Origin of the sequence: Streptomyces sp. CA-181903, from assembly GCF_050937075.1 — a bacterium.
In the GTDB taxonomy this organism is placed as follows: Bacteria; Actinomycetota; Actinomycetes; order Streptomycetales; family Streptomycetaceae; genus Streptomyces.
On record NZ_JBNJLY010000001.1, the window covers coordinates 2557411 to 2579729 of the forward strand.

At 73.5% G+C, this 22319-nt stretch carries 13 protein-coding genes and 1 pseudogene; 1 reads left to right on the forward strand and 13 read right to left on the reverse strand.

From position 1 onward, the window contains the following. Positions 1-148 precede the first annotated feature (148 nt). From ACQEVS_RS11465 to proB, 4 genes and pseudogenes are all read right to left on the reverse strand, one after another. On the reverse strand, positions 149-775 hold the full coding sequence (locus ACQEVS_RS11465) for a hypothetical protein (RefSeq protein WP_433018892.1): 627 nt from the start codon (positions 773-775) through the stop codon (positions 149-151). Positions 776-942: 167 nt separating this feature from the next. Further along, positions 943-2247, reverse strand: coding sequence for a glutamate-5-semialdehyde dehydrogenase (locus ACQEVS_RS11470; RefSeq protein ID WP_433018894.1), 1305 nt, complete (start codon positions 2245-2247; stop codon positions 943-945). Between the two features lie 173 nt (positions 2248-2420). Then, positions 2421-2917 (reverse strand): annotated as a pseudogene (locus tag ACQEVS_RS11475) (hypothetical protein). A 358-nt stretch (positions 2918-3275) separates the two neighbouring features. Next, positions 3276-4412 (reverse strand): glutamate 5-kinase, encoded by a 1137-nt coding sequence (proB, locus tag ACQEVS_RS11480; protein WP_433018897.1) that lies wholly within the window; start codon positions 4410-4412, stop codon positions 3276-3278. A 342-nt stretch (positions 4413-4754) separates the two neighbouring features. Here proB and ACQEVS_RS11485 point away from each other — a divergent pair, with 342 nt between their 5' ends. Beyond that, positions 4755-6803, forward strand: a complete 2049-nt coding sequence (locus ACQEVS_RS11485; protein ID WP_433027458.1) for a hypothetical protein — start codon at positions 4755-4757, stop codon at positions 6801-6803. Positions 6804-7043: 240 nt separating this feature from the next. On the opposite strand, the gene obgE is transcribed toward ACQEVS_RS11485, so the two are convergent. The 9 genes from obgE to mrdA all read right to left on the reverse strand — a co-directional run bounded on the left by obgE (position 7044) and on the right by mrdA (position 22304). Further along, positions 7044-8483, reverse strand: a complete 1440-nt coding sequence (obgE, locus tag ACQEVS_RS11490) for a GTPase ObgE (protein ID WP_433018900.1) — start codon at positions 8481-8483, stop codon at positions 7044-7046. Between the two features lie 128 nt (positions 8484-8611). After that, positions 8612-8866, reverse strand: a complete 255-nt coding sequence (gene rpmA / locus ACQEVS_RS11495; RefSeq protein WP_004950923.1) for a 50S ribosomal protein L27 — start codon at positions 8864-8866, stop codon at positions 8612-8614. A 14-nt stretch (positions 8867-8880) separates the two neighbouring features. After that, positions 8881-9201, reverse strand: coding sequence for a 50S ribosomal protein L21 (gene rplU / locus ACQEVS_RS11500; RefSeq protein WP_004950921.1), 321 nt, complete (start codon positions 9199-9201; stop codon positions 8881-8883). A 336-nt stretch (positions 9202-9537) separates the two neighbouring features. Next, complete coding sequence (locus ACQEVS_RS11505) at positions 9538-13788, reverse strand: Rne/Rng family ribonuclease (protein WP_433018904.1); 4251 nt, start codon at positions 13786-13788, stop codon at positions 9538-9540. Between the two features lie 219 nt (positions 13789-14007). After that, entirely contained in the window at positions 14008-14778 is a 771-nt protein-coding gene (locus ACQEVS_RS11510; protein WP_433018907.1) for a TIGR03936 family radical SAM-associated protein, read from the reverse strand. Between the two features lie 400 nt (positions 14779-15178). Continuing rightward, the gene (locus ACQEVS_RS11515; RefSeq protein ID WP_433018910.1) at positions 15179-17107 is read right to left on the reverse strand and encodes a TIGR03960 family B12-binding radical SAM protein; all 1929 of its coding nucleotides are present in this window, start codon (positions 17105-17107) and stop codon (positions 15179-15181) included. 196 nt (positions 17108-17303) lie between these two features. Beyond that, complete coding sequence (locus ACQEVS_RS11520) at positions 17304-18818, reverse strand: CHAD domain-containing protein (protein WP_433018913.1); 1515 nt, start codon at positions 18816-18818, stop codon at positions 17304-17306. A 127-nt stretch (positions 18819-18945) separates the two neighbouring features. After that, positions 18946-20145 carry a rod shape-determining protein RodA gene (gene rodA / locus ACQEVS_RS11525; RefSeq protein ID WP_433027469.1) on the reverse strand — a complete coding sequence of 400 codons (1200 nt, stop codon included), beginning with the start codon at positions 20143-20145 and terminating at the stop codon, positions 18946-18948. Positions 20146-20159: 14 nt separating this feature from the next. Beyond that, positions 20160-22304 carry a penicillin-binding protein 2 gene (mrdA, locus tag ACQEVS_RS11530; protein ID WP_433018916.1) on the reverse strand — a complete coding sequence of 715 codons (2145 nt, stop codon included), beginning with the start codon at positions 22302-22304 and terminating at the stop codon, positions 20160-20162. Positions 22305-22319 lie beyond the last annotated feature (15 nt).

The following is a 22319-nucleotide window of genomic DNA, read 5'->3' on the forward strand; positions in this document are numbered from 1 at the left end:
CCCTCCGTAAACGCGCTGGTACACGACAACTTGCCGTGAGCGCCCGGGGAAACGCCGCCCGGTACCGCGGCTTCCGGGCCGGTGCCGTCACCCCAGCTCACCCCAGCCATGATCACGGAGGGTGACGAACGGGCGCGGAGAGCGGTCGTCATCCGCGCCGGACCGCCGGTGCCGTGACCGCGGCCGAGGAAGCCGCCGACGCGACCGGAGCCCTGGGGTCCGCCGCGGCGTCCGGCCGGCCCGCGTGCGGCAGGGCCTCCTGCCGCTGCGGGGGCGCGTCCACCCCGGTGGTGGCGGGCGGGGGCGCGGGCTCGCGGCGGTCGGAGGACGCCCCGCGGTAGACCGCCGCGAACGCCAGGGCCACCGCGCCGATGCCCAGCAGCACGCAGAGCAGCCAGGCCACCGGCCGGTACCAGCGCGGGCGGCCCCGGTAGGGCCGCCGGCGGGCGCCGTAGCGGCCGTAGGGACCGTAGGCGTCGTCCGGATCCAGGTCGTGGGTGAGCGCCCGCCAGGCGCCCGGCCCGCCCGTGCGGCGGCGGGTCCGCCCGTCGGCGCGCCGCTCGTACGCGTCGTAGCCGTCGTCCTCGCCCGGTCCGCCGCCCGAGCGGGCCCGGGCGGCGAGCACGCGCTCGGCCGCGCTGGGCTCGTGCACCACGGCGGCCCGCACGAACTCCTCGTCGAAGACCACCGCGGCGAACTCGTCCTCGCCTCCGCGGCGGTGGCTGTCGGGCTCCTCGCCGTCCGGGAACGGCTTGCCCCCCACGTCGTCCGGCACGCCACCAGCGTAGACCCGAAACGGTCAATCCGCGCGGGCGGTACGGGAATTAGGGCCGCCACACAGCCGCCACACAGCCGCCGCCGACCCCCGCCGAGCCGACCCGGGCCGCACCGCCACGCCTCGTACCGGCCCCGCCGCAGGTCAGCCCGGCCGGCCCGGCCCGGTCAGCCCCGGATGTGCCCGTCGCCCGTGACGATGTACTTGGTCGAGGTGAGCTCCGGCAGCCCCATCGGTCCGCGCGCGTGCAGCTTCTGGGTGGAGATCCCGATCTCGGCGCCGAAGCCGAACTGGCCGCCGTCGGTGAACCGCGTCGACGCGTTCACCGCGACCGTCGTGGAATCCACCAGCCGGGTGAACCGGCGGGCCGCCTGCTGCGAGGTGGTGACGATCGCCTCGGTGTGTCCGGAGGACCACTGCCGGATGTGCCGCACGGCGTCGTCCAGCGAGTCCACCACCGCGGCCGCGATGTCGTAGGAGAGGTACTCGGTCGCCCAGTCCTCCTCGGTGGCGGGCACCACGGTCGCCTTCGTCGCGCCGGCCAGCGCCCGCACCCGCTCGTCGGCGTGCACCGTGACCCCGGCCTCCGCCAGGGCGTCCAGCGCGGCCGGGATCAGGCGCTCGGCGATGTCCCGGTGGACGAGGAGGGTCTCGGCGGCGTTGCAGACGCTGACGCGGTGCGCCTTGGAGTTGACGAGCACCCGGACCGCCGTGTCGAGGTCGGCGTCGGCGTCCACGTACACGTGGCAGTTGCCGGTGCCCGTCTCGATCACCGGAACCGTGGACTCCTCGACGACGGTCCTGATCAGCGAGGCGCCGCCGCGCGGGATCAGCACGTCGACCAGGCCGCGGGCGCGCATCAGCTCCTTCACGGACTCCCGGCTCTCCCCCGGCACCAGCTGCACGGCGTCCGCGGGCAGCCCCGCACCCGCCACCGCGTCGCGCACGACGGCCACCAGCGCGGTGTTCGACGCGTACGCCGAGGAGGAGCCGCGCAGCAGGACCGCGTTGCCGGACTTCAGGCAGAGCGCGGCGGCGTCCACCGTCACGTTCGGCCGCGCCTCGTAGACGATCCCGACGACGCCCAGCGGCACCCGGACCTGCCGCAGGTCGATGCCGTTGGGCAGGGTGGAGCCGCGCACCACCTCGCCGACCGGGTCGGGCAGCCCGGCCACGCTGCGCACGTCCGCGGCGATGGCCAGGACCCGCTCGGGAGTGAGCGTCAGCCGGTCGACGACGCCCTCGGCGGTGCCGGCGGCGCGCGCCCGGGCGACGTCCTCGGCGTTGGCGGCGACGATGTCGGCGGTACGGGCCTCCAGGGCGTCCGCGACGGCGAGCAGCGCCGCGTCCTTGGCCGCGCGTGGCAGCGGCGCGAGCTCGGCGGCGGCGGTACGGGCGCGGACCGCGGCACGGAGCACGGGGGACTCGGGGAGAGTGCCGGAGGGGCTGGACGGGAGGGTGTCGCTGCTCATGGGCACGCAGCTTAGTTGCGGCCCGGCCGGCGTGCGCCGGCCGTTCACACCTCGGACGGACGGGCGGGACGCGCCTCGAACCGAGGGCGGGACGCGCCTCGGATCGACGGACGGGACGCGACCTCGGGCGGATGGGACGCCGTGGGGGCCGCCCGCCGCCGTCGGAGCCGCCGTCAAAACGGATGCACCCCCACCGGCGCCGCCGGCAGCGGACCGCAGCCCTCCGCCACCCGCTGGTGGTACGTCTCCCGGTCGATGACCTCGAGACCCACGATCTCCCACGGGGGCAGCCGGGCCGTCGAGCGGTGCTCGCCCCAGAGCCGCAGGGCGACGGCCGCCGCGTCGTGCAGGTCGCGGGCCTCCTCCCAGTACCGGATCTCGGCGTGGTCGTTGGCGTAGCGGCTGGTCAGGAGGAAGGGGTGGTCGTGCGCGAGCTGCTCCAGCGCCCGCCGCACCTCGCCGAGCGGCGCCTCCGCCCCGAGACGCTGAGGGTGACGTGCCACAGCCGGGACCCGCCGGCGCCGGGCCCGTCCGGGCGGTCCGTGCCGGTGTCCTTCCCCGTGCCGCACGCCCCGACGCTGGTCAGGACGGGCTCCTCCCCCGCGGCCCGCGGGATGCGGGAGACCGATCCCCCACCTCGGGGCGGGGCCCCTGGGCGCCCTCGTCTCACCGGCGGCCTCCCTGTTCTGGCCGGCCCCGTGCGCGTCTGCGGCGGAGCCGTGTCGTGCTGGTTCTCCCGCGTACCCGGATTTCCGTCCGGGGCACCGCCCGCCCGCGGCGGCCCCGGCCGGAACGGACCCGGCCCTTAAGAGTTGACCAGCCCGGGGACGGCCGCGGGGTGGTTTTCCGGAAAGGCCGGAAGAAAGGCTGGACTTACCTCGGGACGGGCCTCGGCACGCGCCCGGATGCCGTACATTCCCCCGCCGGCTCCCGCTCCGCCGTTCCGCCCGCCTGACGGCCGTCGGGAAGACGCCGGAACCAACGGTCGGGAAAACGCCGGAATCCAGCCGTCGACAAGACCCCGGAACTCAGCGGTGGAGGACGACCAGATCGTCCCGGTGCACGACCTCGCGCTCGTACTCGGGCCCGAGCTCGCGGGCCAGGTCCCGGGTGGAGCGGCCGAGCAGCTGCGGGATCTCCCCCGCGTCGTAGGCCACCAGCCCGCGGGCCACCGCGCGCCCCGCGCCGTCCCGCAGCTCGACCGGGTCGCCCGCGCTGAACTCGCCCTCGACGGCCGCGATGCCCGCCGGCAGCAGCGAGCCGGTGCCCTGGACCACCGCGCGCACCGCGCCGTCGTCCAGGGTGAGCGCGCCGCGCGGGGCGGAGGCGTGCGCCAGCCACAGCAGCCGGTCGGCGGAGCGGCGGCCGGTGCGGTGGAAGAGGGTGCCGGTGGGCCGGCCGAGGAGGGCGTCGGCGGCGCGGCTGGCGGAGGTGAGGACGACCGGGATGCCGGCGGCGGCGGCGATCCGGGCGGCCTCGACCTTGGTGACCATGCCGCCGGTGCCGACGCCGGCCTTGCCGGCGCTGCCGATGGAGACGCCTTCCAGGTCCCGCGGCCCGCTGACCTCGGCGATCCGGGAGGTGCCGGGGGTGCTGGGGTCGCCGTCGTAGAGGCCGTCGACGTCGGAGAGGAGGACGAGCAGGTCGGCGCGGACGAGGTGGGCGACGAGGGCGGCGAGCCGGTCGTTGTCGCCGAACCGGATCTCGTCCGTGGCCACCGTGTCGTTCTCGTTGACGATCGGGACCGCTCCCATGGCCAGCAGCTGGTCCAGGGTGCGGCGGGCGTTGCGGTAGTGCGCGCGCCGGCTGGTGTCGTCGGTGGTCAGCAGCACCTGCCCGACGCGGCGGCCGTAGCGCGCGAAGGACGCGGTGTAGCGGGCGACCAGCAGCCCCTGGCCGACGCTGGCGGCGGCCTGCTGGCGGGCCAGGTCCTTCGGCCGCCGGTCGAGGCCCAGCGGCGCGAGGCCGGCGGCGATGGCACCGGACGAGACGAGGACGATCTCCTTGCCGGCCGCCGGATCGCCCAGGATCCGGGCGAGGACGTCGACGAGCGCGTCAACCCGGTCGGCGTCCAGTCCCCCGCCCGCGGTGGTGAGAGAGGACGAGCCCACCTTGACCACGATCCTGCGGGCGCCGGTGACCTCCGGCCGGATCCCTCCGTCCACTCCGGTCGCCGTTTCCTCCGCCGTCCCTGCCCGCACCGTGCTCCGCACCTCTGCTCTCGCCCGCCGACGCCGTGCCGGCGCGGCCCGTCTCCGCTGGGAGCGGCCAATCTACCGCCTGGCGATTGTGGTCGTTCGACCCTAGTTTGTGACGGTTGCCGTGACCGAAGATTGCTCCTGGCCCAGCGGCCGTCATACGGTCGGTTGCGGCCGTTGTCCCGACCGTTGTCCCATGACGTGTCCGACCCGGTCCGTCCCGATCCTTCAGTTCTCCTGCCAGGAGCCCGCCCAGTGCCTGCCGGAACAGTCCCCCGCCGAGCCGTACAGGCCGCGGCGCTACTCGCGATGCTGGTGTCGTTCGTACTCCAGCTCGTGGGCGCGCTGCTGCCCAACGTGCCGCTCTTGATCGCCACCTCGGCGGCGGGCCTCGCGCTCGATCTCTATCTGCAGCACCGCGACCCCGGTCTGCTCGCCCTGCTCGGCAAGGTCCGGTTCGACGTCATGGTGCGGCAGCTGCTGCGCGACATGGTGATCATGCTGGGGCTGCTGCGGCTGCACGACGACGGCTCGCTGCGCGACTACGCGCCGGTCTTCGTCGGCGTCGTCCTCTTCTACGCGGCCCACCTCGGCTGCCAGGCCGTCGCCATCCTGGTCCGCCGCACGCGCACCCTGCCGTTCGTGACGCGCAACATCGACGCGTCCGGTCTGCACCTGACCGCCGCCCCGCCGCGCATCCTGGCCCGCCAGCACGGCCGCCGCCTGGTCCGCTTCGCCGTCCCGGCGACGGTGGGCCTGCTGGTCACCGTGGGCACCGGCAAGGCCGCGGGCGCCATGGCCGGCGTCGGCCTGGCCCTGGTGCTGGCCGTCGGCGGGCTGCTGTTCCTGGCGAGCTGGCTGCGCCCGGCCAAGCGGATCGCCACCGAGGCGCAGGCCATAGAGTGGCTCGACCGCTGGCTGGCCGACTACCGGCCGACCGTCGGCATGTACTTCTCCGGCGGCACCAGCTCCGCCTACCAGGCGAACATGTGGCTCTCCACGCTCGCCCAGCTCGACGGCAAGCCGATCATCGTGCTGCGCGAGCGCTTCATGGTGAAGAAGATCGACGCCACGGACATCCCGATCGTCTGCATCCCCAAGGTGCACCACCTGATGGCCCTGGAGCAGTCGACCCTCAAGGTGCTGCTGCACCCGTCGAACTCCGGCAAGACCTCGCAGGTCCTGCGCATGCCGTCGATCAAGCACGCGTTCATCAACCACGGCGAGAGCGACAAGCTCTCCAGCTGCAACCCGTACTCCAAGGCGTACGACGAGATCTGGGTCGCCGGCCCGGCCGCGCGCGAGCGCTACCAGCTCGCCGACATCGGTGTCGACGACCGGGACGTCGTCGAGGTCGGCCGTCCGCAGCTGGCCCCGATCCTGCCGTACACGGGCGCCCCCACGCGCCCGTTCACCACCGTCCTGTACGCCCCCACCTGGGAGGGCTGGGACGGCAACCCGGGCAACACCTCGGTCATGCTGGCCGGCGAGAACATCGTCCGCGAGCTGCTCGCCGACCCCGGCGTCCGGCTGCTCTACAAGCCGCACCCGATGACCGGCTCCGTCGACCCGCGCGCGGGCGAGGCGAACCGGCGCATCAAGGACATGATCCGCGAGGCCAACGAGCGCCGCGGGGGCCCGCGCCCCGGCCCGGAGGCCGCCGCCGAGCTGGAGCGGCTCACCGCCGAGCTCCAGGCGCTCACCACCAGCACCTTCCGCCCCAGCGTGGACGAGGCGGAGCGGATGCTCGTCCAGACCGCCCCCGAGCCGGGCCGGTCCGCGGCGGTCGAGGCCGCCACGGCCGCCTGGGAGGCCGCGTACTGGGCCTCGCTGCCCGAGTGGGAGCACCAGATCGTCACCGGCCCGCGGCCGGCCCTGTTCAGCTGCTTCAACCAGGCCGACGTGCTGATCAGCGACGTCTCCAGCGTCGTCTCGGACTACCTGATCAGCGAGAAGCCGTACGCGGTGGCCAACACCAGCGGCATGAGCGAGGAGGAGTTCCTCGCGAACTTCCCGACCGTCACCGCGGCCACCATCCTGACGCCCGACGGCTCCGGCGTCCGCGCCCTGCTCGCCGCGGTCCGCGACCCGCGCCTGGACCGCCTCGCCGAGGCCCGCGCCCAGCTCAAGGTCCAGCTCCTCGGCCCGTCCGACCCGCCGTCCCTGGTCCGCTTCAACCAGGCGGCCCTGGACCTGGCCCGGGCGGCCGACGAGCGCGCGGCGCGCGTCGCGGCGCGGGCGGCGGCGTCCGAGATCCCGGGCCAGCGGGAGGCGGCAGGCGCCGCTCTGCCGGACGACGGCGCGGCCCCCGCCGCTCCGGGCGGGGGCGACTGGTTCAGCCCGGCACAGGGCCGCTGAGGCGGTTTCCGGCGCGTAGCGCGAAGGGCGGGACCGGGGTGTGGTTGCCCCGGTCCCGCCCTTTCTCCGTTTCTTGCGGGGGCGAGCCCCCGCACCCCGGGCGGGCTGATGTCAGCCCGTCCGGCGTTTGAGGACGAGCGGCGAAGCCGCGAACAAGGGGGTCTGGGGCGCAGCCCCAGGAAACGGCGAAGGGGCGGGCCAGGGGCAGACACCCCCGAACCCGCCCCCGCAGGGCCCCGCTTACGCGAAGGGGTCGAACCCCCGGTACTCCTGCTCCGCCTCGTCCCGCTCCGCCTGCCGGTCCCGCCGCCGCTGCGCGGCGGGCCGCGGCGCCTCCATCCGGTGGTCCTCGCCACGGCGGCCGAGCATCTCCGCACCGGCGGCCATCGTCGGCTCCCAGTCGAAGACGACCGCGTTCTCCTCGGAGCCGATGGCGACGCCGTCGCCCGCGCGGGCACCGGCCTTCATCAGCTCGTCCTCGACGCCGAGGCGGTTGAGGCGGTCGGCCAGGTAGCCGACGGCCTCGTCGTTGTTGAAGTCGGTCTGCCGCACCCACCGCTCGGGCTTCTCACCGCGCACGCGGTAGATGCCGTCGTCCTCCAGGGTGACGGTGAAGCCTGCGTCGTCGACGGCCTTGGGCCGGATGACGATGCGGGTCGCCTCCTCCTTCGGCTTGGCGGCGCGCGCCTCGGCGACGATGCCGGCGAGCGCGAAGGACAGCTCCTTCAGGCCCTGCCGGGAGACGGCCGACACCTCGAAGACGCGCAGGCCGCGGGCCTCCAGGTCGGGGCGGATCATGTCGGCGAGGTCCTGGCCGTCGGGGATGTCGACCTTGTTGAGGACGACGATCCGCGGCCGGTTCTCCAGGCCGCCGTACTCCTTGAGCTCCGCCTCGATGACGTCGAGGTCGCTCAGCGGGTCGCGCTCGGACTCCAGCGTCGCCGTGTCCAGCACGTGCACCAGCACCGAGCAGCGCTCGACGTGCCGCAGGAACTCCAGGCCCAGCCCCTTGCCCTGGCTGGCGCCGGGGATCAGGCCGGGGACGTCGGCGATGGTGTAGACGGTCGAGCCGGCCGTCACGACGCCGAGGTTCGGGACGAGCGTGGTGAACGGATAGTCGGCGATCTTCGGCTTCGCGGCGGAGAGCACCGAGATCAGCGAGGACTTGCCGGCGCTCGGGTAGCCGACGAGCGCCACGTCGGCGACGGTCTTCAGCTCCAGGACGATGTCCTGCGCCTCGCCGGGCTCGCCGAGCAGCGCGAAGCCGGGCGCCTTGCGGCGGGCCGAGGCGAGCGCCGCGTTGCCGAGGCCGCCGCGGCCGCCCTGGGCGGCGATGAAGGTGGTGCCCTGGCCGACGAGGTCCGCGAGGACGTTCCCGCGCCGGTCGAGCACGACGGTGCCGTCCGGCACCGCCAGGACCAGGTCCTGGCCGTCCTTGCCGGAGCGGTTGCCGCCCTCGCCGGGCTTGCCGTTGGTGGCCTTGCGGTGCGGGCTGTGGTGGTAGTCCAGCAGCGTGGTGACGGACTGGTCGACGACCAGGATCACGTCGCCGCCGCGGCCGCCGTTGCCGCCGTCCGGGCCGCCGAGCGGCTTGAACTTCTCACGGTGCACGGAGGCGCAGCCATGGCCTCCGTTACCCGCGGCGACATGCAGCTCGACGCGGTCCACGAAGGTGGTCATAGCGGGTTGCCTCCGATACGTAGGTGGGGGTTTGTCTGTTGTAACGCAGCGAGGGCGGACCCGCTTCCCCGCCGGGGAAGGGAGGTCCGCCCTCGCTGTATCGCTCTACGGAAACCGTGATCGGAAGATCAGGCGACCGGAACGATGTTGACGACCTTGCGGCCACGGTGGGTGCCGAACTGCACCGCACCGGCGTTCAGCGCGAACAGCGTGTCGTCGCCACCGCGACCGACACCGGCACCCGGGTGGAAGTGGGTGCCACGCTGGCGGACCAGGATCTCACCGGCGCTGACGACCTGACCGCCGAAGCGCTTCACGCCGAGCCGCTGAGCGTTGGAGTCGCGACCGTTCCGGGTGGACGATGCGCCCTTCTTGTGTGCCATGTCTCCTCAGTCCCTTACTTCGCGGCCGTCGGGATGCCGGTGATCTTCAGCGCGGTGTACTGCTGGCGGTGACCAATCCGCTTGCGGTAACCGGTCTTGTTCTTGTACTTCAGGATGTCGATCTTGGCACCCTTGTGGTGGTCCACGATCTCGGCCTGAACCTTGATGCCCGCCAGGACCCACGGGTCGCTGGTGACGGACTCGCCGTCGACGACGAGCAGCGTCGAGAGCTCGACCTGGTCGCCCACCTTGCCGTCGGAAATCTTGTCAACCTCGACGATGTCGCCGACAGCAACCTTGTGCTGACGACCACCGCTACGCACGACTGCGTACACGCGGATCTCACTCTCGCTAGTAATCGGGACCTCTGATGCCAGCCGCTCAGACGGGCGCGAGCCCGTGCTCTCCGAGTGGATGAGCGGCCTCTCCCGGACGGAGCCGGGAGGGATTTGCTCAGGGGTGGGCGTACAGACGCCGAATGGCAAGGTTACGGGGCCCCAGGCAAGGGGTCAAACCGGGTCCGATGCAGCCCGTTGGGGGCGCCCCCTCTGGGGGAGTTCGAGGACAACCGCGCGCAGCGCGGTTTCGGGGCGCGGGGGCACAGCCCCCGCAAGAAACGGGAAGGGGCGGGACAGGGGCACACCCCCATCCCGCCCCCCAAGGGCGGACCCTTACTCCTCCGAAGCCACGGCCTTCTTGGCCGGCGCCTTCTTCGCAGCGGTCTTCTTCGTGGCCGCCTTCTTGGTCGTGGCCGCCTTCTTGGCGGTCGTCGACTTGGCAGCCGTCTTCTTGGCCACGGCCTTCTTGGCAGTGGTCGTCTTCTTCGCAGCCGCCTTCTTGGTGGTGGCCTTCTTGGCGGCCGTCTTACGGGCCGCCTTCTTGGCCGGAGCCGCCTCGGCAGGCTCCTCCACCTCCGCCTCGGCGGCGTCAGCCGCCTCCGGCGTCTCCGGCGTCACCATGGCCTCGGCGGTCTCGGCCACGGCGGACGCCTGGACGGCCTCCGGAGCGGACTCGACCGCCGCGGGGGCGGTGACGACGACCACGGCCGCCTCCTCGGCGCCCGCGGGCGGCCCCGCCGGAGCGGTGACCTTCCGGGTCGCGCGACGGCGCGGACGGGCGGGCGCCGCCGGAGCGGGCTCCGGCTCGGCGACGGGCTCGGCGGCGGCCTCGGCGACGGGCTCCGCCACCGGCTCGGCAGCGACCTCGGCGACCTCCGCGACCGGCTCGGCAACGGCTTCCGCCACCGGCTCGGCGACCGGCTCCACGACGGCCTCCGCCTCCGCCCGCTCGACCCGCTCCATGCGCTCGGCCCGCTCAGCCCGCTCGGCCCGCTTCGGCGCACCCGCCGGCGCGGACGCCTTCCGGGTCGCCCGGCGGCGGCCACGGCCGCCCCGGGTCGCCGCCGCGGCCTCCGCCTCGGCCGGGCTGGAGAACCACTCGTCCTCGTCCCCGCCGACCGACGGCACCAGCTCCGCCTCGGTCACCGGGGCCGGCTCCAGCTCGGGAGCCTCGGGCGCCTCCAGCGTCTCCTCGGCAGGCTCGACGGACTCGACGGACTCGGCGGTCTCGGCGGTCTCGGCCGACTCGACGGCCTCGCCCTGCGAACCGGCACCGCCCTTCCCGCCGCCCCGCTTCTTGCCGCGCTTGCCGCCGCCCCCACCGCCGCCGACCGACGTCGGCTGGTCCATGTGGACGATCACACCACGGCCGTTGCAGTGGACGCACGACTCGGAGAAGGACTCCAGCAGCCCCTGGCCGACCCGCTTGCGGGTCATCTGCACCAGACCCAGCGAGGTCACCTCGGCGACCTGGTGCTTCGTCCGGTCCCGGCCCAGGCACTCCAGCAGGCGCCGCAGCACCAGGTCCCGGTTGGACTCCAGCACCATGTCGATGAAGTCGATCACGATGATGCCGCCGAGGTCGCGCAGCCGCAGCTGGCGCACGATCTCCTCGGCCGCCTCCAGGTTGTTCCTGGTGACCGTCTCCTCCAGGTTGCCGCCCTGGCCGGTGAACTTGCCGGTGTTGACGTCGACGACGACCATCGCCTCGGTCCGGTCGATGACGAGCGAACCGCCGCTCGGCAGCCACACCTTGCGGTCCAGCGCCTTCATCAGCTGCTCGTCGATCCGGTACGTGGCGAAGACGTCGACGTCCGACGTCCACTTCTGCAGCCGGTCGACCAGGTCGGGCGCGACGTGCGAGACGTACCCGTGGATGGTCTCCCAGGCGCCCTCGCCGCTCACGATGACCTTGGAGAAGTCCTCGTTGAAGATGTCGCGGACCACCCGCACGGTCATGTCCGGCTCGCCGTACAGCAGGCTCGGCGAGCTGGTGGAGATCATCTTGGACTTCTTCTGGATGTCCTCCCACTGCGCCTGCAGCCGCTCGACGTCACGGCGCAGCTCGTCCTCGCTCGCGCCCTCGGCCGCGGTGCGCACGATGACGCCGGCGTCCTCGGGGACGATCTTCTTGAGGATCTGCTTCAGGCGCGCCCGCTCGGTGTCGGGCAGCTTCCGGCTGATGCCGGTCATCGAGCCCTCGGGCACGTAGACCAGGTAGCGGCCGGGCAGCGAGACCTGGCTGGTCAGGCGGGCGCCCTTGTGGCCGATCGGGTCCTTGGTGACCTGGACGAGCACGGACTGGCCGGACTTCAGCGCGGACTCGATGCGGCGCGGGCCGTTGCCCATGCCGAGCGCGTCGAAGTTGACCTCACCGGCGTAGAGCACGGCGTTGCGGCCCTTGCCGATGTCGACGAACGCGGCCTCCATCGACGGCAGCACGTTCTGGACCTTGCCCAGGTAGACGTTGCCGACGTAGCTGGTGGCCTGCTCCTTGTTGACGAAGTGCTCGACGAGGACGTTGTCCTCCAGCACGCCGATCTGCGTCCGGTCGCCGTTCTGGCGGACGACCATCACGCGCTCGACGGCCTCGCGGCGCGCCAGGAACTCGGCCTCGGTGATGATCGGCACCCGGCGGCGGCCCTGCTCGCGCCCCTCGCGGCGGCGCTGCTTCTTGGCCTCCATACGGGTCGAGCCCTTGATGGACTGGACCTCGTCGAAGCCGGTGCCGCCCTCCTTGAGGCGGTCGCGCGGCTCGCGGACCTTGACGACGGTGCGCTCCGGGTCATCGGCGGTGCCGTTCGCCTCCTCCATCGCCTCGCCGGACCGGCGACGACGACGGCGGCGACGGCGGCTGCCCGCGGTCGAACCGGCGAACTCGGCGCCGGACTCCTCGGCCTCGGCACCCTCGTCGTCGGCCTGCTCGGCCTCCTCGGCCTCTTCCGTCTCCTCGCCCTCGCCCTCGGCGTCCGCGGCCTCGCCGCGGCGACGGCGCCGGCCGCCCCGGCGACGACGGCGCGAGGGACGCTCGCCGTGCTCCTCGTCCTCGGCGGCGCCCTCGACGGTCTCCGCCTCCTCGGCTTCCTCGGCCTCGGACGCACCGACGGTCACGACGGCCTCGGCAGCCTCCACGGGCTCCGCGGGCTCGCCCCGACGGCGGCGACGGCGACGGCCGGACGCGGCCGACTCCGCCGGCTCGGTCTCCTCCGCGACGGGCTCCGCGACCGGCCGCTCCCCGGCCGCGTACGCGGCGGCGGCGGACTCCGGCGTCTGGAACATCGGCTCGGTGAACACCGGCGCCTGGAACACGGCGGTCGGCGGACGCACCGCGCGGCGCCGCGTACGGCCCGGGGCCGCCTCCTCGACGGGCGCGGCGGCCTCGGCCGCGGCCTGCTGCTCGGCCTCGGCGCTCACGGCCCGGCGGCGCGTACGGCGGGACCGCGGCTCCTGCTCGGCGGCGGCCGGCTCGGCGACGGGCACCTCCGCGCCCTCGACGGCACCGGCCCGACGGCGGGTGCGACGGGCGCGCGGCTCCTCGGCCACGGGCTCGGCGGCCTCGGCGGCGGCCGGCTCGGCCGTCGCGTCGGCGGCGGCGGAACCGGCGGGGCGGGTCACCCGGCGACGGCTCCGCGCGGGACGCGACGGCTCGGCGGGCGCCTCCATGGTCTCTTCCGCCTCTTCCGCCTCTACTGCTTCCTCTGCTTCTTCCTCGGGCTCCCCGGCCTCGTCCTCGACCGGGACGGGCGCCGCGACGGGACGGACCGCACGGCGGCGCGTACGCGCCGGGGCGACGGGTGCGGCCTCGGGCTCGACGGCCTCGACGTCTTCGGCGACAGGCTCGGCGCCGGCCGGCTCAACGGTCACCTCGGCCTCGGCCGCCGCACGCGGCGCACCCGCCGGAGCACTGGCCCGGCGGACGGCCCGGCGACGGGAACGAGCGGGAGCCTCCGCTTCCGCGGCGGGGGCAGGCACGGCCTCAGCCTCGGGCTCGACGGCCGGCTCGGTCTGGGCGGACACCTCACCGGTGCTCACGACGGGGCTGGTGGCCTTGCGCGTCGCACGGCGGCGCGGGCGCGCCGGGGTGGCGGGCGCCTCGGAAGACCGGTCCGGCTCGGCGGCGGCCTCGGCGTCGCTCGGCTCACCGGCGGGCTGCCGGTCGACGGCCTCGGCCGGTCCGCCGGCCTTGCGGACGGCCCGGCGACGCGGACGCGCCGGAGTGGCGGGCGCCTCGGCCGGCTCGGCGGCGGCGGTGTTCTCAGGGGTCTCGGGGGCCTCGGGGGTCGCGGCCTTCTCGGCCGCGGCCGTGGCACGGGTCGCGCGGCGGCGCGTGCGCGCCGGGGCGGCGGCCTCGGCGGCGGGCTCCGCCGGTGCGGGCTCGGCGGACGCCGTCGCCCCGGGCGCGTCGGCGGACGCGTCGGTCACCGGCGGGCCGGCCGGGCGGGAGGCCACCCGGCGACGGCGGCGCGGGGGCAGCGTGTCGCTGGGGCTCCCGGTCGCGCCGCCGGCCGGCGACGCGCTGGTGGTGTCGTTCCCGGGCGCGTCGTGCGCGTTACCGGATTCCATGGGCTCAGTGGGTTCGAGCATGCGGGCGGTTCTCCCGTCACGCTCCCGGGCGCCGCGTCGGATTCCGGCCCGCCGGCCCGCGTGATGTGCGCGGTACCGCCGTCCGGGGCGCGGTCGCCGCACGGGAGCTGTCGTCTCGCTCGCCGGGTCCGATCTGCGGCACCGGCGAAAGTCTCCTGGTCAATGCGCCGTACCGGACCGGGGAGGCTCCCTGGTGCACCGGCGGCGCGCGACGCGTCCTTACGCTGGTCCGCCCGCCGCCGTCGCCGCGCCGGCGGCCGGTGATGAAACGGCCGTGGCAGCGTCGCGATCGGGCGCGAGCGGATCGGTCACCGTTCCGGTCTCATCGTCGAGCGGCCCCTGCGCCAGCCTGGTCACCGCAGCGGGGACCGGCGGCGCCAGGTCGGCCGTGGCGCGGAGCCCGGACAGGACGTCGTCGGGTCGAACGGCGGGTGTCGAATGCCGAACAACCAGCCGCAGTATCGCACAGGCACCGGTACCGGGCCTATCGGCCGGAGCGGCCGCGGCCTCGAGTCGGCACACGGCACCCCGCGCGTCGAAGGTGCGCATCCCGTTCTTGGTGCGGCGCGCGACCTCCACGGTCTCGGCCGCGAGGAACGCCGCCACGGCCCGCTCGGCGTCGGCGACCTCCACCCCGTCCAGCCGCAGCTCCCAGAGGGAGCCCTCCAGCCGGTCGGCGAAGGAGGGCGTCCGCGCCTCCACCGCGTCGACGATGTCGAGCCCGGCGGGCAGCGACTCGTCGAGCAGCTCCCGCAGCAGCGCGGGGTCGCGCGCCTCGGCGAGCTGGATCTCCAGGTACTCGGCCTCACTGCCCGTGCCGGTGGGTGCGGCATTGGCGTACGACACCTTGGGGTGCGGCGTGAAGCCGGCCGAATACGCCATGGGCACCTCGGCCCGGCGCAGCGCCCGCTCGAAGGCGCGCTGGAAGTCACGGTGGCTGGTGAACCGGAGGCGGCCGCGCTTGGTGTAGCGGAGGCGGATGCGCTGCACCGCGGGTGCGGGCGGCGGGCCTTCGGGCTGTCGCTTGCCCAGTGGTCTGATCCTTCGTGAGAGCGGTCGTACTGCTACCTAGAGTACGTGCATCAGCGCCCTCGCAAACCCGCCAGGGCCCCTGTTCGAACTCAGGTCCCTATTTGTCACCGCCGTGGGGCGGCGGCGGACCGCTCCCGATTCCGCGTGCCGGCGGGGCTCCCCGCCCTCGCCGGACGACCCGGCCCCGCCCTGTACGGCGACCCCGGCCGGGCGGGCCGGGGCAGAGGCCGCCGGCGCTCCGGGTCCCCTCCGGCGCCGAGGAGCGCCCGACCGTCAAGCCGACGCCTTCCCGGACACCGCCCGTTGACGCCGTCGGCCCCGTCCGCAGTGGACGGGGCCGACGCGGCGTGGGGTGCCGCTACTTGTTGACGACCGAGAGCGGCAGCAGCTTCTTGCCCGTGGGGCCGATCTGAATGCTGGTGTCCATCTGCGGGCACACGCCGCAGTCGAAGCACGGCGTCCACCGGCAGTCGTCGACCTCGGTCTCGTCGAGGGCGTCCTGCCAGTCCTCCCAGAGCCAGTCCTTGTCGAGGCCCGAGTCCAGGTGGTCCCAGGGCAGGACCTCCTCGTAGGTGCGCTCGCGGGTGGTGTACCAGTCGACGTCGACGCCCTGCGGGGGCAGGGTCTCCTCGGCGCACTTCATCCACTGGTCGTAGCTGAAGTGCTCGCGCCAGCCGTCGAAGCGGCCGCCGGACTCGTAGACCGCGCGGATGACCGCGCCGACGCGGCGGTCGCCGCGCGAGAGCAGGCCCTCGACGATGCCGGGCTTGCCGTCGTGGTAGCGGAAGCCGATCGAGCGGCCGTACTTCTTGTCGCCGCGGATCTTGTCGCGCAACTTCTCCAGGCGGGCGTCGGTCTCCTCGGCGGAGAGCTGCGGCGCCCACTGGAACGGGGTGTGCGGCTTGGGCACGAAGCCGCCGATGGACACCGTGCAGCGGATGTCGTTGGAGCCGGAGACCTCGCGGCCCTTGGCGATGACGTTGACCGCCATGTCGCCGATCTGGAGGACGTCCTCGTCGGTCTCGGTCGGCAGGCCGCACATGAAGTACAGCTTCACCTGGCGCCAGCCGTTGCCGTACGCGGTGGCGACGGTCCGGATCAGGTCCTCTTCGGAGACCATCTTGTTGATGACCTTGCGCATCCGCTCGGAGCCGCCCTCGGGGGCGAAGGTCAGGCCGGAGCGGCGGCCGTTGCGGGTCAGCTCGTTGGCGAGGTCGACGTTGAACGCGTCCACGCGGGTCGACGGCAGCGAGAGGCCGATCTTGTCCTCTTCGTAGCGGTCGGCGAGGCCCTTGGCGATGTCACCGATCTCGGTGTGGTCGGCGGAGGACAGCGACAGCAGACCGACCTCCTCGAAGCCGGTCGCCTTCAGCCCCTTCTCGACCATCTCGCCGATGCCCGTGATCGAGCGCTCGCGCACCGGGCGGGTGATCATGCCCGCCTGGCAGAAGCGGCAGCCGCGGGTGCAGCCGCGGAAGATCTCGACGGACATCCGCTCGTGCACGGTCTCGGCCAGCGGGACGAGCGGCTGCTTGGGGTACGGCCACTCGTCGAGGTCCATGACGGTGTGCTTGGACACGCGCCACGGCACGCCGGAGCGGTTGGGGACGACGCGGGCGATCCGGCCGTCGGCCAGGTACTCGACGTCGTAGAACCGCGGGACGTACACGCCGCCGGTCTTCGCCAGGCGGAACAGCACCTCGTCGCGCCCGCCCGGCCAGCCCTCCGCCTTCCAGGCCCGGACGATCTCCGTCATCTCCAGGACGGCCTGCTCGCCGTCGCCGATGACCGCGCAGTCGATGAAGTCGGCGATCGGCTCCGGGTTGAACGCCGCGTGCCCGCCCGCGACGACGATCGGGTCGTCCACCGTGCGCTCGCTCGCGTCCAGCGGGATGCCCGCGAGGTCCAGCGCGGTGAGCATGTTGGTGTAGCCGAGCTCGGTGGAGAAGCTGAGGCCGAAGAGGTCGAACTCCTTGACCGGCCGGTGGGCGTCCACCGTGAACTGCGGCACGCCGTGCTCGCGCATCAGCGCTTCCAGGTCCGGCCAGACGCTGTACGTGCGCTCGGCGAGGACGCCCTCGCGCTCGTTGAGGACCTCGTACAGGATCATGACGCCCTGGTTGGGCAGCCCGACCTCGTAGGCGTCGGGGTACATGAGCGCCCAGCGGACGTCGCACGCGTCCCACGGCTTGACGGTGGAGTTGAGCTCGCCGCCGACGTACTGGATGGGCTTCTGCACATGCGGGAGCAGGGCCTCGAGCTGTGGGAAGACCGATTCGACAGGCATCTCGACGAACTTTCGTGAGCTGGCAAGGGGCGACTCTCAAGCGTAACGTGCCGCGACCACGCCCCTGGCACCACGATCTTCCGCACCCCGCGACGGCGGGGACACCGGGACACCTCCCGCGTACCGGTCGGTCCGGCCGGAACACTCGCGCCAGGGCGGGAACACCGTTCACCTCGACGGCCGCGCCGCCCTCGCGTCACCACTGCGGCACACGTTCCCACACCCCCGCCAGCGCCCGTTCCCCCTCCGCGGCCCGCGCCTCCTCGCGCCCGTACAGCAGTCCGTACGTGAACGTCGCCTCCCCGGACACCGCCGCCTGGGCGCTGATCAGGCGCAGCGCGTTCCGGGTGAGGACGCTGTCCTGGTGGTCGCCGAGGACGGTCTGGACGGCCTTGAGCCGCTTGGCGAGGCGCTTGGCGTCCTTGCCGAGCGCCGGGACCGCCGCCTCGGCCGCGTAGCGGGCGCGTTTGGCGGCCTTGCGGGCGTCGTGGAGGGCGGCGTCGCGGACCGGCCCCGGGTCGGTGGCGAGGGCGTGCGCGATCCGGGCCGCGAGCCGCTCATGGTCCCGGCGCACCGCCTTGACCAGGGCTTTCCCGGAGGCTTCGACGGCTGCCGGGCGCAGCGGCGGGTCGGTGACGAGGGCGTCGAGCCGGTCCAGCAGGGCCAGGTGGCGCTCGCTGTCGAGGGCGTCGGTGACGCGGCGGCGGGTCTCGGCGCGGCTGCGGTTGGACCAGATGCGCAGGCGGGCGCGGACCGGGCCGCGGACGAGGGGGCGCGGGAGGTCGTCGAGGTGGTGCCGGAGCCGTTCCACGACCACCTCGCGGTCGCGGTCCGCGCCCAACTCTACGGCCAGCCATCGGAGTTCGGCGCCCAGTGGGTCGGTGGCCCGGGGTTCGAGGAATCCGCCGTAGGTGCGGAGGGCGCTGCGCAGCCGCCGGGTGGCGACGCGCATCTGGTGGACGGCGTCCTCGGTGCCGAGGCGGGCGCCGGGGTCGAGGGCGACGACAGCCTCGGCCTGTTCGCGGAGGTGGGCGAGGACGACGCGGGCGGCGTCGCCGGCGTCGGGTCCGGGCGGCGGGGGCTCCGGCGCGGTCTCGCAGGCGAGGGCCCGCGCGAGCTTGCTCCCCGCTCCCGACGGGCACAGTCCGGCCTCGCGCAGGCGTGGTTCGAGGACGTCGAGGAGGCCGGGGTCGGCGCCGGGGGCGAGTTCCACCTCGACCTCGGTCCAGGCGGCCGTCGCCCCGGGGTCCTCCCCCGCCGGTCGCCCGGCGGTGACGGAGTCGGTGCTCACCTCGGCGAGGAGGGTGCCGCGCGCGTCGAGGAGGTGTCGTACGTCGCGGCGTGAGACGACGCGGGCCAGTGGGACGAGCGGGGCGCCCCGGGTGCGGGCGCGGACGAGGGAGGCGAGCCGGCGCGGGATCCCGTCCGCGAGCGGGGCGCGCACCTCGTCGCGCACTCCGGGGGCGACGGGCAGCTTGAGGTGCCATCCGGCGTCGCCTCCGGTGCGGCGGCGCAGGGTGATGCCGGCGGCGAGGAGGCAGCGGTCGGCGGTGTCGTAGTAGACGGCGTCGAGGACGTCGGTCCCCCGGTCGACGACGCGGGCGACGGGCCCGGTCCCGTCGAGGTCGGGCAGCCGCACCGGGGACGTTCCGTCACCGGCCTCGTACTTCCGCTCGATCTCCCGCGCGATCGTGCCCCGGACCCGGTCCATGCCGTCGAATCTAGCCGCCGGACGCGCCCGGCGGCAGGTCCGGTCTCGGACACGGCAGACTCACAAGCCCGGCCCCGCCCGTCACGCGCCGACCCGCCGGAGGCACCCCCCGGCGGGCCGTCCCGCGCTAGGCCGACGCCAGCGGCCGCTGCACCTTGATCGATTGAAGGAGTCCGACGGCGATCCAGGCGACGAACATCGACGTGCCGCCGTACGAGACGAACGGCAGCGGCAGTCCCGTCACGGGCATGATCCCCAGCGTCATGCCGATGTTCTCGAAGGCCTGGAAGGCGAACCAGGCGATGATCCCGGCGGCCACGACCGTCCCGTAGAGCTCGGTCGTCTCACGGGCGATGCGGCAGGCGCGCCAGAGGACGACGCCGATCAGGAAGATGATCGTGCCCGCCCCGACGAAGCCCAGCTCCTCGCCCGCGACGGTGAAGATGAAGTCCGTCTGCTGCTCGGGGACGAACTGCCCGGTGGTCTGGGAGCCGTGGAAGAGGCCGGAACCGGTCAGGCCGCCGGAGCCGATGGCGATGCGGGCCTGCTTGGTGTTGTAGCCGACGCCGGCGGGGTCGAAGGCGGGGTTGGCGAACGCGGCGAAGCGGTTGATCTGGTACTCGTCCAGTATCCCGAGCTGCCAGATCAGCACACAGCCCAGCACGCCCGCTCCCAGCAGCCCGGCGATCCAGCGGTTGGAGGCGCCGGAGGCCAGCAGCACGGCGAGCACGATGACGACGAGGACCATCACCGAGCCCAGGTCCGGCATCAGCAGGATGACGAGGATGGGCACGGCGGCGATGCCGAGCGCCTGGAGGACGGTGCGGTGGTCGGGGTGCGGCCGGTCGCCGGCGTCCACGGCCTGGGCCAGCAGCATGGCCATGCCCAGGATGATGGTGATCTTGGTGAACTCGGAGGGCTGGATGGAGAACCCGCCGCCGAGCTGGATCCACGACCGGGCGCCATTGATCGTCGCGCCCAGCGGGGTGAGCACGGAGAGGCAGCCGAGCACGGAGACCACGTAGAGCACCGGGACCGCGCCGCGCAGCGTCCGGTGGCCGGCCCAGACGGCGCCGGCGGCGAGGGCGAGCCCTATGCCGATGTTGAGGAGGTTGCGCAGCAGGAAGTAGTACGGGTCGCCGTGGGTGAGCTCGGTGCGGCCGCGGGTGGCGGAGTAGACGAGCAGGGTGCTGAAGCCCGACAGGACGAGCGCGGCGAGGAGCATCACCCAGTCGAGGCGGCGGACCACGGAGTCGCGGTCGGTGAGCCGGGCCCAGGCCGAGCGCTGCGGGGCGAAGCGGCGGATGCGGAAGCCGTCGGCGCTCATACCGCTCATGTCGCTCACTCTTCCTGCTTCTCTTCCTTGCGGGCGGGCTCGGACGGCGGCGGGTCGATGTGCGCGGCGACGATGCTGCCGTCCTTGTCGATCTTCGGCAGACCGGCCTCGGGATGCGGCAGGAGCGCCTTCTTGGCGTCGATCTTCCCCTGTTCGTCCACCCCGTACAGGGCGTTGTAGATCTTCCGGACGGCCGGTCCCGAGGCGCCGGAGCCGGTGCCGCCCTGGGAGATCGTCATGACGACGGTGAAGTCCTTGGTGTACGTGGCGAACCAGGACGTCGTCTGCTTGCCGGCGACCTCGGCGGTGCCGGTCTTGGCGTGCATCGGGATCTCCTTCTGCGGCCAGCCCTGGAAGCGCCAGGCGGCGCTGCCCTGGGTGGCGACGCCGGCCAGCGCGGCGTCGAGCTGGTCGCGGGTCTTCCCGTCGAAGGGCAGTTTCCCGTGCGCCTTCGGCCGGATCTCGCGGATCCGCTTGCCGTCGGGGCTGACGATCGCCTTGCCGACGGTCGGGTCGTGCAGGGTGCCGCCGTTGCTGATGGCCGCGTAGATGGTGGCCATCTGGACGGGGGTGACGAGGGTGTCGCCCTGCCCGATGGAGTAGTTGACGGAGTCACCGGCGCGCATCCGGGCGAACGACTCGCAGTTCTCCTTGGCGATCTCGGCCGCGTAGTCGCCCTTCCCCGCCCCCTGGCCCTGTTTGCACCAGGTGTCCTTGTTGGCCTCCCAGTACCGCTTCTTCCAGTCGCGGTCCGGGACCCGGCCGCGGACCTCGTTGGGCAGGTCGATGCCGGTGGGCTTGCCGAGGCCGAACTCGTGGGCGGTCCGGTAGAACCAGTCCTTGGGGTTCTTGGGGTTGTTGCCGCCGTCCTTCTGCCACTGCCGGTAGGCCAGGTCGTAGAAGACGGTGTCGCAGGAGACCTCCAGGGCCCGGCCGAGGTCGATCGGGCCGTATCCCTTGGACTCGAAGTTCTTGAAGACCTGGTGACCGATGTTGTACGAACTCGAACAGTTGTATTTGTCGGTGAAGGAGTACCCCGCGTTGACGGCCGCCGTGGCGGAGATGACCTTGAACACCGAACCGGGGGCCGCCTGCCCCTGGATGGCCCGGTTGAGCAGCGGGTAGTCGGAGTCCTTGCCGGTCAGGGCCTGGTAGTCCTTGGCGGAGATGCCGCCCACCCAGGCGTTGGGGTCGTAGGTGGGGTTGGAGGCCATGGCCACCACCCGGCCGGTCTTGGACTCCATGACGACGACGGCGCCCGCGTCGGCCTTGTAGGTGGTGCCGGTGTTGCGGTCCATCTCCTGCCGGGCGTCCTTCATCGCTTGGTCCAGCTCGCGTTCCGCTATGGCCTGCACACGGGCGTCGACGCTGGTGACGACGTTGGAGCCGGGCTCGGCGCGGTCGCTCCTGGCCTTGCCGATGACGCGGCCGAGGTTGTCCACCTCGTACCGGGTGACGCCGGCCCGGCCGCGCAGCTCGCCGTCGTACTGCCGCTCCAGCCCGTTGCGGCCGATCTCGTCGGAGCGCATCAGGGGCGTGCGGGAGTCCTTGGCCTTGGTGATCTCGTCGTCGGTGACGGGCGACAGATAGCCCAGCACCTGGGCGGTGTTGGAGCCGCCGGGGCCGGGGTAGCGGCGGACGGCCATCGGCTCGGCGGTGACGCCGGGGAAGTCCTCGGCGCGCTCGCGGATCTGCAGGGCCTGCTGGGTGGTGGCCTCGTCGGTGATGGGGATCGGCTGGTAGGGCGAGCCGGCCCAGCAGGGCTTGGGCGTCTTCGCGTCGCACAGCCGCACCTTGGCGGCGACGTCCTCCGGCTTCAGGCCGAGCACCCCGGCGAGCCGGGTCAGGACGCCCTTGCCCTTGTCCCTCATCTTCATCAGGTCGGTGCGGTCGGCCGAGACGACCAGCCGCGTCTGGTTGTCGGCGAGCGGGATGCCGCGCGCGTCCAGGATCGAGCCGCGGGTGGCGGGGACGATGACCTGCTGGATGTGGTTGCTGGCCGCCTCGGCGGTGTACTCGTCGCCGTTGCGGATCTGCAGGTACCACAGGCGTCCGCCCAGCGTGACCAGGAGCGAGACGACGAGGATCTGGATGACGACCAGCCGGATGGTCACCCGTGAAGTGCGGCCGGTCTCGGGGATGTTGCTCACCGGGCGGCTCCCGGG